This window comes from Micromonospora sp. NPDC050276 (assembly GCF_044459545.1).
Lineage (GTDB): Bacteria > Actinomycetota > Actinomycetes > Mycobacteriales > Micromonosporaceae > Micromonospora.
Map to the genome: position 1 here is coordinate 1 of NZ_JBITJA010000019.1, position 14,537 is coordinate 14,537.

The 14,537-nt window shown below is 67.3% G+C and carries 15 protein-coding genes and 3 pseudogenes; 12 read left to right on the forward strand and 6 right to left on the reverse strand.

Going from position 1 to position 14,537, the window contains the following annotated elements; all coding sequences use genetic code 11:
• The 3 genes from ACIBF8_RS28795 to ACIBF8_RS28805 all read left to right on the forward strand — a co-directional run.
• Nucleotides 1-1,461 (forward strand): thioesterase domain-containing protein (locus ACIBF8_RS28795; RefSeq protein WP_396787062.1); only part of this gene is annotated, 1,461 nt, incomplete at its 5' end.
• Nucleotides 1,458-2,720, forward strand: coding sequence for an MFS transporter (locus tag ACIBF8_RS28800; RefSeq protein WP_396787063.1), 1,263 nt, complete (start codon nucleotides 1,458-1,460; stop codon nucleotides 2,718-2,720). The genes ACIBF8_RS28795 and ACIBF8_RS28800, both read left to right, overlap by 4 nt.
• Nucleotides 2,720-3,463: a thioesterase II family protein gene (locus ACIBF8_RS28805; RefSeq protein ID WP_396787134.1), complete on the forward strand. Its 744-nt coding sequence runs from the start codon at nucleotides 2,720-2,722 to the stop codon at nucleotides 3,461-3,463. Before ACIBF8_RS28800 ends, ACIBF8_RS28805 begins: the two co-directional genes overlap by 1 nt.
• A gap of 347 nt (nucleotides 3,464-3,810) precedes the next feature.
• Here the strand turns inward: ACIBF8_RS28805 and ACIBF8_RS28810 are convergent, their stop codons facing one another.
• From ACIBF8_RS28810 to ACIBF8_RS28820, 3 genes and pseudogenes are all read right to left on the reverse strand, one after another.
• Nucleotides 3,811-5,088: an ABC transporter permease gene (locus ACIBF8_RS28810; protein ID WP_396787064.1), complete on the reverse strand. Its 1,278-nt coding sequence runs from the start codon at nucleotides 5,086-5,088 to the stop codon at nucleotides 3,811-3,813.
• A gap of 233 nt (nucleotides 5,089-5,321) precedes the next feature.
• Nucleotides 5,322-5,843 (reverse strand): monooxygenase family protein, encoded by a 522-nt coding sequence (locus tag ACIBF8_RS28815; protein WP_396787065.1) that lies wholly within the window; start codon nucleotides 5,841-5,843, stop codon nucleotides 5,322-5,324.
• A 192-nt stretch (nucleotides 5,844-6,035) separates the two neighbouring features.
• Nucleotides 6,036-6,491: pseudogene (locus ACIBF8_RS28820) on the reverse strand (MFS transporter); the annotation flags it as partial.
• A 41-nt stretch (nucleotides 6,492-6,532) separates the two neighbouring features.
• On the opposite strand from ACIBF8_RS28820, the gene ACIBF8_RS28825 reads away from it, so the two are divergent.
• From ACIBF8_RS28825 to ACIBF8_RS28865, 9 genes and pseudogenes are all read left to right on the forward strand, one after another.
• Entirely contained in the window at nucleotides 6,533-6,910 is a 378-nt protein-coding gene (locus ACIBF8_RS28825) for a hypothetical protein (protein WP_396787066.1), read from the forward strand.
• Between the two features lie 233 nt (nucleotides 6,911-7,143).
• Nucleotides 7,144-7,436 (forward strand): annotated as a pseudogene (locus ACIBF8_RS28830) (transposase); the annotation flags it as partial.
• 275 nt (nucleotides 7,437-7,711) lie between these two features.
• Nucleotides 7,712-8,281, forward strand: coding sequence for a hypothetical protein (locus ACIBF8_RS28835; protein WP_396787067.1), 570 nt, complete (start codon nucleotides 7,712-7,714; stop codon nucleotides 8,279-8,281).
• 39 nt (nucleotides 8,282-8,320) lie between these two features.
• Nucleotides 8,321-8,785 carry a hypothetical protein gene (locus tag ACIBF8_RS28840; protein ID WP_396787068.1) on the forward strand — a complete coding sequence of 155 codons (465 nt, stop codon included), beginning with the start codon at nucleotides 8,321-8,323 and terminating at the stop codon, nucleotides 8,783-8,785.
• A gap of 185 nt (nucleotides 8,786-8,970) precedes the next feature.
• Nucleotides 8,971-9,582, forward strand: coding sequence for an ankyrin repeat domain-containing protein (locus ACIBF8_RS28845; protein ID WP_396787069.1), 612 nt, complete (start codon nucleotides 8,971-8,973; stop codon nucleotides 9,580-9,582).
• 179 nt (nucleotides 9,583-9,761) lie between these two features.
• A pseudogene (locus tag ACIBF8_RS28850) lies at nucleotides 9,762-10,016 on the forward strand (IS1380 family transposase); the annotation flags it as partial.
• A 178-nt stretch (nucleotides 10,017-10,194) separates the two neighbouring features.
• On the forward strand, nucleotides 10,195-10,971 hold the full coding sequence (locus ACIBF8_RS28855; protein ID WP_396787070.1) for a hypothetical protein: 777 nt from the start codon (nucleotides 10,195-10,197) through the stop codon (nucleotides 10,969-10,971).
• Between the two features lie 67 nt (nucleotides 10,972-11,038).
• On the forward strand, nucleotides 11,039-12,034 hold the full coding sequence (locus ACIBF8_RS28860) for a DnaB-like helicase N-terminal domain-containing protein (RefSeq protein WP_396787071.1): 996 nt from the start codon (nucleotides 11,039-11,041) through the stop codon (nucleotides 12,032-12,034).
• Nucleotides 12,035-12,051: 17 nt separating this feature from the next.
• Nucleotides 12,052-12,303, forward strand: a complete 252-nt coding sequence (locus ACIBF8_RS28865) for a hypothetical protein (protein ID WP_396787072.1) — start codon at nucleotides 12,052-12,054, stop codon at nucleotides 12,301-12,303.
• A gap of 221 nt (nucleotides 12,304-12,524) precedes the next feature.
• Here the strand turns inward: ACIBF8_RS28865 and ACIBF8_RS28870 are convergent, their stop codons facing one another.
• The 3 genes from ACIBF8_RS28870 to ACIBF8_RS28880 form a co-directional block, all read right to left on the reverse strand.
• A complete protein-coding gene (locus ACIBF8_RS28870) occupies nucleotides 12,525-12,896 on the reverse strand; it encodes a hypothetical protein (RefSeq protein ID WP_396787073.1) in 372 nt (123 codons plus the stop codon).
• A 191-nt stretch (nucleotides 12,897-13,087) separates the two neighbouring features.
• Entirely contained in the window at nucleotides 13,088-13,384 is a 297-nt protein-coding gene (locus tag ACIBF8_RS28875) for a hypothetical protein (protein ID WP_396787074.1), read from the reverse strand.
• Nucleotides 13,385-13,480: 96 nt separating this feature from the next.
• On the reverse strand, nucleotides 13,481-14,365 hold the full coding sequence (locus ACIBF8_RS28880) for a pirin family protein (RefSeq protein WP_396787075.1): 885 nt from the start codon (nucleotides 14,363-14,365) through the stop codon (nucleotides 13,481-13,483).
• Between the last annotated feature and the right edge of the window lie 172 nt (nucleotides 14,366-14,537).

Below are 14,537 nucleotides of genomic sequence, written 5' to 3' on the forward strand. Positions count from 1 at the left end.
GAGTTGTATCTCGCCGGAATCCAGTTGGCACGGGGCTACTGGGGTCGGCCGGGGCTGACCGCCGAGCGGTTCGTCGCCGACCCGTACAGCCGGGGCGGCCGCCTCTATCGCACCGGCGACCTCGCGACGTGGCGGCCGAACGGTGTACTGGACTTCCTGGGCCGCACCGACGACCAGGTGAAGTTCCGCGGCTTCCGGATCGAACTGGGGGAGATCGAGACCACGCTGCGCGACTTCGGCGAGGTGCGGCAGGCCGTCGTCGTGGTCCGTGACTCACGGCTCGTCGCCTACGTGGTCGGAGCGGCGGACCCGGCGGCGTTGCGGGCGCACGTGGGATCGACGCTGCCGGAATACATGGTGCCTGCGGCCGTGGTCGTGCTGGACGCGTTGCCGCTGACGGCGAACGGCAAACTCGACCGCCGGGCGCTGCCGGCCCCCGACTTCTCGGTGGCCATGGACCGCCGCGCGGCCTCCACCCGAGAGGAGGAAGTGCTCTGCGAAACGTTCGCCGCGGTGCTCGGGCTCGACGAGGTCGGCGTCGACGACAACTTCTTCGACCTCGGCGGCCACTCCCTGCTCGCCACCCGGGTCGTCCAGCGAGTCCGGGCCAACCTCGGGGTCGAGCCGTCCCTGGCTGACCTGTTCCGCTACCCGACGGCCGCGCTGCTCGCCCCCAGGCTGGGCGCGCACCGCCGGCCCGACCCGTTCCGGCCGGTCCTCCCGCTGCGAAGCGAGGGCACCCTCGCGCCGTTGTTCTGCCTGCCACCGGCGAGTGGTCTGAGCTGGAGCTACGCCGGCCTGGCCGAGCACCTTGACGACCGGCCGATCTATGGGTTGCAGGCCCCGATACTCAACGGCGAGCATCCCGGCGGCAGCATGGATAAGGCGGTCGTCTGGTATCTCGAGCACCTGCGATCGGTGCAGCCCACCGGCCCCTATCATCTGCTCGGCTGGTCGGCCGGGGGCAACATCGCCCACGCGCTCGCGGTCGAGCTGCAACGCCAGGGCGAAAGGGTCGCCCTGCTCGTGCTTCTCGACTCCTACCCCGGTGAGGAGGGCCGCGAGACAGCCGACCCGTCGGAGCAGGATCTGCTGGCGGCGCTGCTGCGAGCGGCGGGGACGAGCCCGAGCGAGGGCACACTGACGGTGCCGGGGGCGGTGCGCGCGCTGCGCGACGCCGAGCTGCCCTGGCCGGTCGGCGAGCAGCACGTTCGTGCCTTCCTGCGCAACACCCGCAGCAATCTGCGGGTGCAGCACAGCATCGTGCCGGGGCTCTTCGACGGTGACATCGTCCACTTCACCGCCCTGCAGGGACGCTTCACCCCTGATCAGGCGGAGAAGAGGTGGCAGGCGCACGCGACCGGCGGCGTTCAGGCGTACCCGGTCGCCTCCGACCATGCGGGCATGTGCACGCGCGGTCCGCTCGGCGAGATCGGTGCCGTCCTTGCCGGTCTACTGTGAAAACCTTCCAGGTCATCTGGCTGGGACGGGTGATCGGCGTCGTCGGAGCCAAGGCGAGCGCGTTCGCCCTCAGCCTGTGGGTCTATCAGCAGACCGGCTCGATCACCCAGTTCTCGCTGAGCCTCTTCGTGAGCTTCGTGCCGGGCCTGCTGCTGTCCCCGGTCGCTGGCGTCCTCATCGACCGCCACAGCCGGCGGACAATCCTGGCCGGCGCCGACACGGCCGCCCTCGCCGCCGGGGTGGCCCTGCTGGCCGCACAGGCCACCGGCCACCTCGCAGTGTGGCAGATCTACGCCGTCGTCTCCGTCCAGTCGGCCTGTGCCACCTTCCAATGGCCGGCGCTCTCCGCCGCCGTCACCGACCTCGTAGCGCCCGACCAGCGCAGCCGAGCGGCCGCCATGACCCAAACCGGGCTGTCGGTCGCCCAGCTACTCAGCCCGACACTGTCCACAGCACTGATGCACATCGGCGGCCTGGCCGCGGTCCTTGTCGCCGACACCACCACGGCGCTGGTCGGACTGCTGACCCTCGCCGTCACCCGCATCCCGAGCACCGTCACCAGAGGTCCCAGGGCACGGCCGGGCTGGCGGGCCGAACTCCGGGTGGGCCGCCGACTGATCGGCGGCGACCGCCGCCTCACCTACTTGCTGCGACTGACAGCGGTCCTCTTCGCGTGCCAATCGGCCGCGCCGGTGATCCTGCTGCCGCTGATCGTGGCGGGAATCCCGATCGAGCGGCAGAGCCTGGCCGTCGCAGCGGTCAGCACGGCGGCCGGGCTCGGGCTGGCCGCGGCCAGCCTGGCGATGGCCATCCTGCCCCAGCCTCGGGTGCCCCTGGTCTGGGTCCGCACGGCTACGGTGGTCAGCGCCGTCGCCGCTTTGGTGGCCGGGTTGGTGCCCGGTACCGCGGTGCTCGCCGCCGCCGCGTTCGTCTTCTCGGCCGGGGTACCCGTGGTCGTCTCCAGCAGTCAGAGCGTCTGGCAGGAGGCCACGGAACCCGGCGCGCAGGGCCGCGTGTTCGCGTTGCGGCGAATGGTCGTTCAGGCCGCGACGATGGCCGGTCTGCCACTGGCGGGGTTGCTGATGGCGTACGTCGGCACACCGCTTGTCACCCACCTGGCCGGTCCCCTCCGGTCGGTCTTTCCCACCGGCTCGGGCCTGCTCTTGTGTGGCGTCGGCGTCACTCTGCTCACGGTTTCCCTGCCCAAGCCCCACCCCTGGCCGGTTCCGGCCGACGAACCGAATGGAATCGCCGCGTGATGGCCCTCGGCCCCTGGTTTCGCCGCTTCCAACCGACAGTGGCCCCGGCCCACCGCCTGGTCTGCTTCCCGCACGCGGGCGGCGCGGCGAGCTTCTTCGTCCCCACCGCCCAGGCCCTCGCCTGCGTCGCCGACGTGCTGGCCGTGCAATACCCCGGTCGGCACGAACGCCTGGCCGAGCCCTGCCTGACCGACGTCGGTGCGCTGGCTGACGCGGTGCACGCCGCGATGATCGGCTGGCCGGAAACTCCGCTTACCCTGTTCGGCCACAGTATGGGAGCGGTCGTCGCCTATGAGGTGGCCCGCCGCCTGCACCGCGCTCAACCCGGCGCCGCACTGCACCTCGTCGTCTCGGGCCGCCGAGCGCCGCACCTGCTCCGTGACGACCCCCGCCTGGATGACGACGAGGGCTTGCTGTCTCATGTGCGAGCGTTGGGAGGCACGGCGGATGACCTGCTCGACGATGCCGACATGCGCGAGTTGATCCTGCCCGCGCTGCGCGCCGACTACCAGGCTGTCAGCGCCTACGAGTGGGTGGCCGACGGGCACCCGCAGCCGTGCTCGATCACCGCGCTGACCGGCGACCAGGACCCGTACGCCAGGTCCTTCGACGTCGCGGCATGGCGGCAGCACTCCAGAGACCCATTCACCCTTGAAGTCCTTCCGGGCGGACACTTCTACCTAGTCGATCAGACCGCTGCGGTGTACCGGATCCTACGAGACCGGCTGACCCGCACTCTGTGAGCCTTCTCATCCGACATAGCGGGCTGCTTCGACGCCGTACAGGGCCACATCGCCTGCACGGTCGCGGTGGCTCGGCGTCGGGATGCTGTGGAACGAGGGAAAGGTCGTTCACAACGACTTCGCCCCGCTAACCGGCCCTGCTGAAGCCTGGCGAACTTCTACAACCGGTACGAGCCCGTTTGGGGAGCAGGTTGGGAGCAGCCGGGTGCCCTGAACGGCCTTGAACTGCACCCAACGGCGTCGAACGTCGCTCAACGGCGCCCACCCCTAGCGGCGGTTCCACGTTTGCACGGGTCCCCAGACTTGGGCATTTCTCGACGCGCCACTCATTGGGACGGGTCTTTGAGTCAGGCTCGGGCCGGGGTTGGCTCGGCTACGACCGGCCGCTCGGCGTCGGGGTGGCGGGAGAAGCCGGGGTTGCGGTCGTAGAGCCAGGTCGTCACCAGTCCCAGGGCCAGGCCCACCGCCGCACCGACGCCGATCCGGGTCCAGGCATGGGTGAGACCGGCCTCGCTCCGGCCGTCGAAGAACAACACGGCCCGTACGCCGTCAAGGATCGGTTGCATCGCGGTGACCGAAGTCAGCGTGCGGAGCCAACCGGGCAGCGCCTCGGCCGGGACCGCCGGACCGGAGGCGAGGGAGAGCGCGACGAAGAAGAACGTGTTGATCAGCGCGCCTGGGCCACCGAAGATCGCGAACACTGACAGCGCTCCGACGCCCACAGCCGCGATGGCCGCGGTGAGAAGTAGCCACATGACGAGCGGCTGGCCCATCGACACGCCGATCACCGAGGTGGCAATCAGTTGCAGCAGCGCGGCGGCGATCGGGGCCACGGCCAGCAGCACCGTGAGCTTCGCGAGCAGCGTGGTTGTTCGCGTGGCCCGGCGGTACGGGCGGCGGCTCGTCATTGGCCCGACCTCGCTGGGCGTGAAGCCGATCGCGGCATCGATCGACGGGTGGATGGCGGACGCACCGATGAAGCCGATGAGGATGGTGACGAGCGCCAGATAGAACGGTGTGAGGCCGGCGCCCGATTTCGGCGGCAGAACGCGATCCGAGGCGGTCCGGACCAGGAAAGGCTCCTGCATCGCAAGCCCGCGGTAGGGATCGGCGGACGGAGGCAGCCGTTCCCCCATGGTCCGTTGGATGGCTGCCAACACCGGGGTGACGTTGCTGTTCACCAGGCCCGCGGCCAGGTTGCCGTCGCCGGCGTTGTTCACGATCGTCACGACTGGCCGCGATGGCGTGGTGCCGGGCGGCGGGGAGACGAGGTTTCTCAGCCCTCGATCGAAGTCCGAGGGGACCACCACGGCACCGTAGATGTCGTCGTCCCGGAATGCGTCGGTCATCTCCGCAGTCGACATGGCGACGATCTGGATCTTCTCCGGGTCCGTACCGGTCCGCACCGCGGCGGCCACCGACTCAGCGGCACCGTCGAGATCGGCGCTGGAGCTAGCCGCGGGTTGCTGTGGCTCGAGTACCAGCGCGACGGGCAGTTGGTGCAGATTTGCCTGGGGATCGGTGATGCCACTGAGGTAACAGGCGGGTAGCGCCAGGCTCAACAGGGCGATCATGATGACCGGTAGGGCCCAGATGCGCGGGCTCCGGAACGCGCGAATTGACATGGCTTGTGCTTCCTAAGGGGCGATCAGCAGGTCTTCGGTGGCAGGTCTGGAGGTCAGCCGCCATCGCTCAGCTCACTCCTCGGCGGGCAGCAATCCCCAAGTGTTCGTTTCGTAGCTGTCCGTCAGGACCTGTGCCCCGGTAGGTGCCGCAGGCGCCCTCGCCGGGTGATTCTGGAAACGGGATGCGGGCAGCTGTCGCTGCGTCGCCGCTGACGTCACCCGCACGGTGAGAGTTAGGGGGCGGACTCGTGGGTGTAAAGCTCGTCTTCGCTGACGACAGGTGCCATGTTGTCCTCGGGACGTCCGACCCGCGCGGCCGAACCGAACAGGGGCCCGCGTGCCGGATGCACGGGGGCGAAGGCGGCGAATCCCTGCTGTTTCGGAATGTCGTCGTAGACCGCCTCCATCCCGCCCCGGAGCAGGTAGGTCTCGTGCCAGAAACCGGTTCCGCCGCTGTCGCGCAGGAAGTTGCGCCACCAAATCCGGTGCGGTTCGGAGCGTGCCCACGACAGAAGTGAGGGCAGATCTTGCCAGTACTGGCGGATGCCGACGTGCATGGGGAAGAGTGACCACAGCAGAGGTTCGTGCTGGAGCAGGCCGTCGGGCTTGTCGGCTGCGGATCGGCCGATCTGCGGGCCGTAACCCATCAGCGTCCGCATGCCGTAGAGCCGATTGACGCGCATGCCCAGATATACGACCACCAGGTCCGGATACGACGATAGGTCGACAGTCTGCCGATTGACGCTGGTATGCACCGCAGGTTCTCCTCGGCTTGGAAGTCGGATCACACCAAGGCTAGGAGGAGGTATTGAACAGCCACTTGACGACGACTGGACGCCGCATGCCCCGGTCGGATGCGCGATCGCACGGGCAGCCGCGCGAGTCCACCATGCCCGATCCGATGACGACGACATCAGCTTCCTCGTCGCACCCGACCATCCACGGCCTCAGCTGTTCGTCCTGCGGGGTTCAGGCTGCCCGAGCCGACTTGAAGCGACTGAAACTCTGCGGGTCGTCGTCTGGTCGACCCGCACGACCCCGCCATCGGTTTCTCGCGCATGGTCCTCGACGACGGTACGGGGGATCTCGGATTGGGCACTCCGGTCCAGGACGTACAGCCTTTGCAGCGCAAAGGCGGCCGTCATGAGCACGGCAGGCACCAGGGCGAAGCCGTAGCGGACCGCGGCCAGCGCCTCGGGTGACTGGGTCACCTGGTCGCCTGCGGCGCTGGCCACGAACCCGCTCATGGCGAGGCAGGCCGAGTAGATATATGGCCCCACCGCCCCGCCGGTGGCCTCGGCGGCGGTCCACACGCCGATGTAACTGCCTGCCCGTGCGCTGCCGCCGGGGCCGGACGCGGCGATGACGTCGGGCACCATCGACAGCGGCATGAGTTGCATCGCGGCGAAAGCGACTGGACGCCCAGCGGAACGAGACCGTCACGGTGACCGCTGGCGTTGAGGTCCGCGATCCCGAGGAATGGCGCAACTGGCTGGTCGGTGACGCCGCGCTGGAAGGCTCCGATGCCCGGCTCTTCTACGGCGCGGCGCTGGAGACCATGGAGGCCCCGGGCGGCCAGGCGATGGCGGCCTACGTGCGGGCACTGGTCGCCGACCGGCAACGCGAACTGCTAGAGGTCTACAACAAGCAGGCGCTCGACCTTCTGGAGCGCACCCGGCGCCAGACCCTCGCACTCGTCGACGACGTGAGTGCTGAGGTCACGAGCGGTGCGCCCACGGAACAGATCCTCGAACGCCTTGCCCGAATCCGCGCCAACATCGTGCGTGATCAATCGGAACCATCCCGAAACGACGTGCGGTAGCCGCGCCACGGTGGGGCTGGGTCGAGTCCTGGGGGCGCCCGGCCTGCTCACAGCAGCAATCCGGAGCCTCCTCCCACGATCTTGAACCGACCTGAACTTATACCCGGGCCGAGTGCCGTCCGCTGAGCCCTGCCTTGTCACCCGTCGGGCGAAAGCGAGGGGTGGTCCTTGTTCCCCGCCCGGCTGGTGACCCTGGTCTCGACAACCACCGTGGCCCTGGTGATCGAGCCGAGATCCGCTCGGAGGCCGCGTTCGCCGCCCTTGCCGGTGCATCACCGCTACCGGCGTCGTCCGGCAACACCACGCGACACCGACTCAACCGTGGCGGCGACCGACGCCTCAACCGAGCCCTTTACACCGTCGCACTGTCCGTATGGGTCACGACTCCCGCACCCGCGACTACGTCGCCCGCCGCACCGCCGAAGGCCGCACCAAACGCGAGGTCATGCGCAACCTCAAGCGCTACATCAGCAGGCAACTCTTCCGAACCCTCAACAGCGCCCAACCAGCTACCAGCACCACTTGACAGTTATAGAAGCATCTCAATGACGGCGCAGCCATGCGTTATTTCGTCGCCTCCCATCCCGAGAAGACCGGCCACGAGGTTCGTTAGGCATGCGTGGCCTGCGGCAATTACCGCTACGTCCAACAAGAGGGACTAGTTCATGTGCACCTAATCGCACTACGGAGAGTCACAGATCCTTGACTCATCGAAATGGGCCTGTCTACGATCTTGAGCTGTCGGTGGAATCCTCCGCAGACCAGAAAATGGGACAGGCCACAAAGGGGAAGTGAGAAGTCGTGACGCGTATCGGCAGATTAGGCGTGGCCGTAGTAACGGCTGCAATGATGCTGTTGGGGCTCAGCAATTCGGCCCATGCGGTTCCGCGATCGCCCGTTGGGGAGATCGCGTCCACAACGGGCGGCCTAGGTGTCATTGGCAAGGCGCCCGACGAGATCGGATCAGGGGCAGCTTCGGGGAGCACCGAGACGGGATTGGCAGCTGCGGTCGCGGCGCCGTTCACCTGTCAAGTCAATAGCCCGAGCTCCAGCGGCTCGTTCCAATGGGACACCGGATCGCCCGCCATGCTGACGGGCATCGTGTGGACCGGCGGTGGGAGCGCATCCTGCACTGTCCCGATGTTGAGCATTACGTACAACGTGTTCGCGGTAGACCCTCAGGGCATCTCCCACCCGATCGCGACCGGCTCCTGCGCGGGATGCCCACTGGTCACAGCGATCCCCACCGGCTACACCTGCTTCCAGGGCACCACGATCGCCACGAACTGCGCCGGCGTGTGGCAGGTTGGCTACCAAGCCGTCCTCACGGCCACGCCTGGCAATACGTTCAGCTCCGGCAGCGGCTCCTGAGTTGCCGCCGGTACGGTGCTGAGGTGTGCAGCCACAGCGGTGGCCGGCGTCGCCCCGCTCTTCGCCCCGACCTCGCAGCCCTGCGCGGCAGCTCCAGCAGCCGCCACGGACACCGCTGCCCACACGCCTGGCGCAGCCCTCGCGGCATGCTACAACTACCCCCCATCCGGCAACGTTCAGCTGGACCTAAAGGCCATCAATGATATTCGCGACTACCACTTCCCGGGTGGGTCCCACGTCGACAATAGCAAGGGCCTCTTCCTGCCGACGGTAACGAACAGAGACCTCGCCAAAATCCTTGACACGGGTCTTCAGGACTCGCGCCCCTGGGCCTTGAACGCTAACAACTACTATGAAAAGACGTTCGCCTACTCGGGCGTTGGCACCAAGTCGGCTCAAGCCGGAGGGGGGCCCTCGAATACGATAACCCTGGTGGTCGCAAAGTTCGGCGATGAAGACACCGGACTGGCCGACGTCATTACCATGTACCCCGCCAACGCTTAAAGGTCGTCGCGCCAATGTTGGGCGTGTCGGTGGGGCCGGCAATAAGCCGGTCCGCACCGACACGCCCGATGCGATTCTGGGGCGCAGTCTCCTCGACAGAACGATGCAGATATACGCACCACTCTTCGACAGGAAAGGCACTTCGGGCGTGACGTTGCGCAGGGGATCTGGCATAATATTGGTTTATGGAGGCGATACAACAGTTGGGGCTAGCTGCGGAAGCCGGAGATGTGGAGCAAGTGGCGCGTCTCCTGCGGGAGGGTGTCCCTGTTGATGCCAGAAACACGATCGATCGGCCCCGCACGGCTCTCGACCGAGCCATCTGGGCAGAACAGGCGGATGTGGTCCGGCTTCTGCTAGCCTCGGGCGCGGACCCTGATCAACCGATCGGTGAATACGGCGAAGACACGCCCGTTCGTTTCGCCGCTCCCCGGGGCATGAAGGATATTCTTCGCCTGCTGCTTGAAGCCGGTGCCGACCCTGATGGTCGTGTATCGCACGAGCGGACCACGCCGTTAGTGCTGGCGGCTAGTCAAGGTCTTGTGGCCATCGCGGCGATGCTGCTGGAGCACGGAGCCAGTAGCGAAGGCATCGAAGGCTCACGAAGCACTCCGTTGCGGTCCGCTGTAGCAGGCGGTTGGCCGGCCGTCGTTCGTCTGCTATTGGACCGGGGGGCAACGCCGACAGCGGAAATTCTGGAACTTGCCGAAAGCAGATCAGCTCGCTACCGGTCCGATGCCGAGCGGCTGGCGGATTTTGCGCAGGTTATCGCCATGCTCAACGCTGCGAGGGCTTGATCTTCGCAGACCAGCGTCCGCCATCACCAGCCTCGGCCCTTCGTTAATGGCTGTCCAAGGAGTGGGCCGGAAACGCAGAAGTGCCTTCTGACCAGGGAAAATAGGGCTTGTCGAGAGTCCTGTTACCCGTCACGGAAGGCACTTGCTGGGTGAAGACTACCCGAACACGTCCGAAGATCATGGTGACCGGGGACGGGCGGGGCGTGGTCGGTCACGCCGGTGCCCGGCTACTCGCCGACCTCGCCGACGCGACCGGTTTGACCAGCGCATTCAGTCAGGCGTTGGCAGGGCAGCGTCAGGGCGGGTACGACCCGGGCCGGCTCGCGGTCGATCTCGCCGTGATGCTCGCCGACGGCGGCCAGGCCATCGCTGACCTGGCAGTACTGCGAAACCAGCAGGCGGCATCACGTCCTCGCCCAGCCTCCAAGACCGCGACACCATCACCCCTGACCAGATCCGCACCCTGTCCAAACGCCACCGCGAGGCACTGATCATCGAAGCCAGCACCCCGGCGATCAAAACCCGGATGACCCGCCACTACCAAGGCCCGCACCGCAAACAGTTCGCCGCAGCCCGCGCCGCCGCACGCGCGCTGCGCACCGGAGGCACCCCATGAACCCCGACCTGCCCATCTCCCGGCTACGCCCCGGCGGACGCGCCGATGCCGTAGCCGCCCGCAGCCAGATGGTTCCCGTCGACGGCCACCCGGTCGGCGCAGGCACCCTGTTGCGTGAATGGCATACCCAGACCCCCACCCAGCGCAAAGCTGCCTGGGTCGAACTCGTCGAATGGGTCGTCTGGCTGCACGACCGCTACGAACTGGCCACCGAGACCCGCGTCCCCTCGTGCTGGCACCTGCACCCCGGCCTGATCGAGGAACTGTTCGCGCTGAAGGTCTGGCGTGAGCAGATCTACGCCGCCGACGCACCCTCCGGGCAGGCCGCCCGTTACTGGCACAACGAGATGCGCCAGGTCGTGCAGGCCGCCGCCACCTTCTACGCCAAGGGATGCCGCGCCGGACACAAAAGCCCCGGCCACCTCGCCGCCGCAGACGAGACCCTGCGCACCAAGTGGTTATCCGGTGACCCGCTTCTCGGCGTACCACCCGGCCTGATGACAGCCACCGACCCCATCGCCGGCAACCCGCGCACCCTGTCCAACCCCGAGATGTACGCCGCGAATGACGCCGGCAAGGCCCGACCAGTCGGAGCGAAGATCAGCGACTTCCAACACTACGAGGGCGTCTGGTGGATGCCCCGCCCCGACGGAGACGGCTGGCAACAGTTCACCGACCCGCTGTTCAGCACCGAACTCGACGCCAGCGCCGAACGCATGGCCATCGCTGACGCCCTGGTCGACGACAGCCATCGCTACCACGACGCGCCGTAGGACGAAGGGAAGAGGACACGATCATGAGCTACCTGACGGTGCGGGCCGAACAAGCCTGGTCGGCGCGATGCTCGCCGACCAACCGCTACCCGCCGAGTTCGATTACCTGCGCCCGGAGTCGTTCGGCCACCGCGTGCTGCGCCAGATCTACACCGCGGTCCTGGACCTGCGCGACTACCATCACGGCGACGAACTCACCTGGCACGTTGCCAACCGCGTTGACCAGCCCGGCGTCGACGCCGACTGGCTGCAAGAACTACGCGGCGCATGCCCCTCCACCACGCATATCGCCTCGTACGCGCGCATGGTCCAGGTCTCCGGGTTCCGACGCACAATCGCCGAGCACGGCGAACGCATCGCCGTCTCCGCCATCACCGGACAACCCACCGAACAAACCCGCACCGAGATGACCGGCATGGCCCAAGCACTCACCCACCAAGCCCAGGCATACCAGGCGTTCACCACCATCGACGAACAACAGGCCCTGCGAGTCTGGCGCACACCGGACGAACTCGATGCTGCGGTCACCACCAGCGAACGCGCCGCCCGCGAAGACCAACTCCTGGCAGACCCCCTCGCTCACCCCGAGCAGGCCCGCACGGTTTCCCAGATCGTTCCACCGGAGACCTTCACCAGCGACCAGCGTCGCGAGGTGTTCATGACCCTCGTCACCCTCGTCACCCTCGCCGCCGAAGGCGAACCCATCGACGAAATCATCCTGCTCTGGGAATTCGAGCGGCTCCGCGCCTCCGCCGACCTCTACGGAACCGACAACTGGGGCAACACCTACCGCGCCGACGCGCACAGCCCCGAACCCAACGCCGCCGACGTCGCCCGACTCGCCACCATGACCGTCATCAACGGCACCGCCATCACCATCGGCCACGAACTCGTCGTCGAAGACGTCCGTAATCAGCTCCAGCTCAGCGCCGCCGCTGCGCTCGGACGCGAGGCCCCCGACGTCAGCCCCACCCCTCAGTCCCAGCCCGCGCCACAGCACGACCCGACCCTCAACCCGCCAAGTGCGGTCCAGCGCGGCCAGCAGCCAACATTCGAGCTGTGAGAAGGGGACCCGCTGCGATGAACACCCCTGACAGCACCATCAACGACACCACCGACGGCTTCATCAGCCACGCGAACATGCGCGAACTGCACGGCCAAGGCCTGGCAACGCCACTGTCGCGACTGATCACCGATCACGTCCGATACGACAACCGATGGTGGATCGCCGACCGCGACGGCTGGCATCTCATCGTCGACGGCGTCCTCAACGGTATGCTCGATACCCAGAGGAAGTGGGTTGATGGCAACGTCTATCTGGGCGGCAGCTAGATCAGCAGGCCGCTGAATTCGCGGACACACGGCGGGGTCGATGGTGCCGGGCGCGCGCCTCCGGCAACGAGGGGGAACCCTCGATTGGCATCGGCGGCAGGGTAAACCGGGCGCCGCCGCAGACCAACTCCAGGTGCGAGCAGACGGCCGCCGCCCACCTGCTTGGCTCCGTCTCGCTGCCTCAGCGCCATCCTGGCGCGTGCCGGAACCAGAAGCGAACCCTAGGAAACGTTGCGTACCCTCGTGCCGTCGAACACTCCAAACTCCGCCTCCAGCTGATCACGAAGCTCATCCGGCAGAGAGACATCGGTCTGCGTCGCGTAGAAGAACACGTGGCGGCGACCTCGGTCCGGATGGTGAAGCACGCCGATCACCAAGGTGACCGACGACGGGCCCGCCCCTGCCCTGATCGCATGCTGATTTCGCAGGATGCCGTACGCGGCTACCCGGGCCATGAACCAGTCGCCAGATGGATCACCGGACGCGTCGTATTCATAGAGGAAAGCGATGCGCGTTCTCGGGTTTCCCGGGTCCTGCGCCAGGAAGCTCCGCCGTGAACGGGCGGATTTCATCTCCAGGAAGGTCTCCCGCATCTTCGCGCCGAGCCGGACCCGGGCGATCGGGGAAACGCGGTCGAGTTCTTCGACGATCCACAGATACTGCTGGGCGTCCCAGCCCGTCGCTCCCTCGGGGTCGGCAACCTGTTCGATCAGCTCCTCGAACAGGGCCGCGTCCCATGCTTCGGCTCCATCGATGCGGTAAGGCGGGAGGGTCGGGAACGAGGTCAGGGAGCCGGGGCACGTAGGTCCGCATCCGCGAGAACGCGGTAGCGGTCCTGCTCGCGCCCGAGGGCGACTTCAACACCGCTTTCAACGGCGCGGCGCACGTAGCTGATCACGCCCCAGGTTGACCTCAGCCAGCGGTGGAGGTTGCGCCAGTCGTTGACGGAGATGTACAGGGTATTCGGCGTGGGCGGAAGCGCGACCTGCGGATCCCTTGGGTGATCAACGATTATCACCGATGCCCAGTTCGATGCGTCCGGCAGAATCCGCTCGAACCCCCGGAGCGACCGCACCGACACTTCGCTACAGTAGCTGCAGCCGCCGGCGACGCCACCGCACCACACGGCCCACCTGGACCTGCTGACCCGCCGCGATGGCGAACCGGCACGTAGCCCTCAGCCGGGTACCTGGGTGCCTCGCGGGACGCCACCTAACCTTCCCGCCCGTAGGTCGCGGTATGCCCGCTCGATTTCGGCGTAGCTGTTTCCGACGAAGGGCCCTCGAGCGACCACCGGCTCGCCGATCGGGCGGCCGGCAAACACCATAACCTTGGCCTGCCCGTCTCCGTCTGGCGTCGCGAACGGCAATGTGCTGGGTACGCTCCTCCCGGGGATTGGATCGAACCAGGCAATCTGCCCGGTACGCACGACTCGCCCCCCAATCGCGACCGGCCCAGCGACCACGTAGGCGAAAATCCGCTCGTCGCTCGGCAGCACCTGGCGGTATCCGGTCCTGGGGTCGAACGTGAGCATTGCGCCGAAGATTGGCCACTGGTTGACCGCCGGACCGGTCACCTCGTTCGTCTGGCCCGAGATCACCTGGACCGTGACGCCTGGCTCGGTGTGCACGGCATGCGTGCCAGCCCGCAGGTCCTGGTACCGCGTGGCGACCAGCTTGCGTTCGGCGGGCAGGTTCACCCACAACTGGATGATGTGTGCGTACTCGCGCCGGACCGCGAGTTCACGGTGGATGATGCCCCGCCCTGCCGTCATCCATTGCACGTCGCCGGGTTCGAGCACGCCTGCGTTACCCAGGTTGTCGCCGTGCTCGAGCAGCCCGTCCAGCACGATGGTGACGGTCTCCACGCCGCGGTGGGGATGCCAGTCGAACCCGGGCGAGCTGAACTTCTCCTCGCCCATGACCAGGAACGGGTCGGTGGAGGACGGATCCCCGAGGGGAATGATCAGCGCTCGCTCGTCGGACTGAGCGTTGGGTCCCATCTCGATGCGGTCGTGGACGCGGTCGGCCCGCCGGACGATCGGTCGGCTGCTGTTGGTCATCGGTGGCTCCGCACTGTTCGGTGAAGACGCGCGGCTCGAGGAATTCCTCCAGCCCGTACGCGCCGCGCTCGCGATCGTTCGTACGGTGGTGTTCTGTTTCGGGTGGTCGCCGGAGCAGCGTGCGGCCTTCCCGCGACGCGGCCGAGCGCACCGTCGAGGCGATCGTCAGCAT

What these genes read in the sequence shown, in the direction of transcription:
- ACIBF8_RS28860 (WP_396787071.1), top strand. Translation starts at nt 11,039, where the DNA reads ATGCTCGCCGACCAACCGCTACCCGCCGAGTTCGATTACCTGCGCCCG.
- ACIBF8_RS28870 (WP_396787073.1), bottom strand. Translation starts at nt 12,896, where the DNA reads ATGCGGGAGACCTTCCTGGAGATGAAATCCGCCCGTTCACGGCGGAGC.
- ACIBF8_RS28865 (WP_396787072.1), top strand. Translation starts at nt 12,052, where the DNA reads ATGAACACCCCTGACAGCACCATCAACGACACCACCGACGGCTTCATC.
- ACIBF8_RS28880 (WP_396787075.1), bottom strand. Translation starts at nt 14,365, where the DNA reads ATGACCAACAGCAGCCGACCGATCGTCCGGCGGGCCGACCGCGTCCAC.
- ACIBF8_RS28805 (WP_396787134.1), top strand. Translation starts at nt 2,720, where the DNA reads ATGGCCCTCGGCCCCTGGTTTCGCCGCTTCCAACCGACAGTGGCCCCG.
- ACIBF8_RS28845 (WP_396787069.1), top strand. Translation starts at nt 8,971, where the DNA reads ATGGAGGCGATACAACAGTTGGGGCTAGCTGCGGAAGCCGGAGATGTG.
- ACIBF8_RS28810 (WP_396787064.1), bottom strand. Translation starts at nt 5,088, where the DNA reads ATGTCAATTCGCGCGTTCCGGAGCCCGCGCATCTGGGCCCTACCGGTC.
- ACIBF8_RS28855 (WP_396787070.1), top strand. Translation starts at nt 10,195, where the DNA reads ATGAACCCCGACCTGCCCATCTCCCGGCTACGCCCCGGCGGACGCGCC.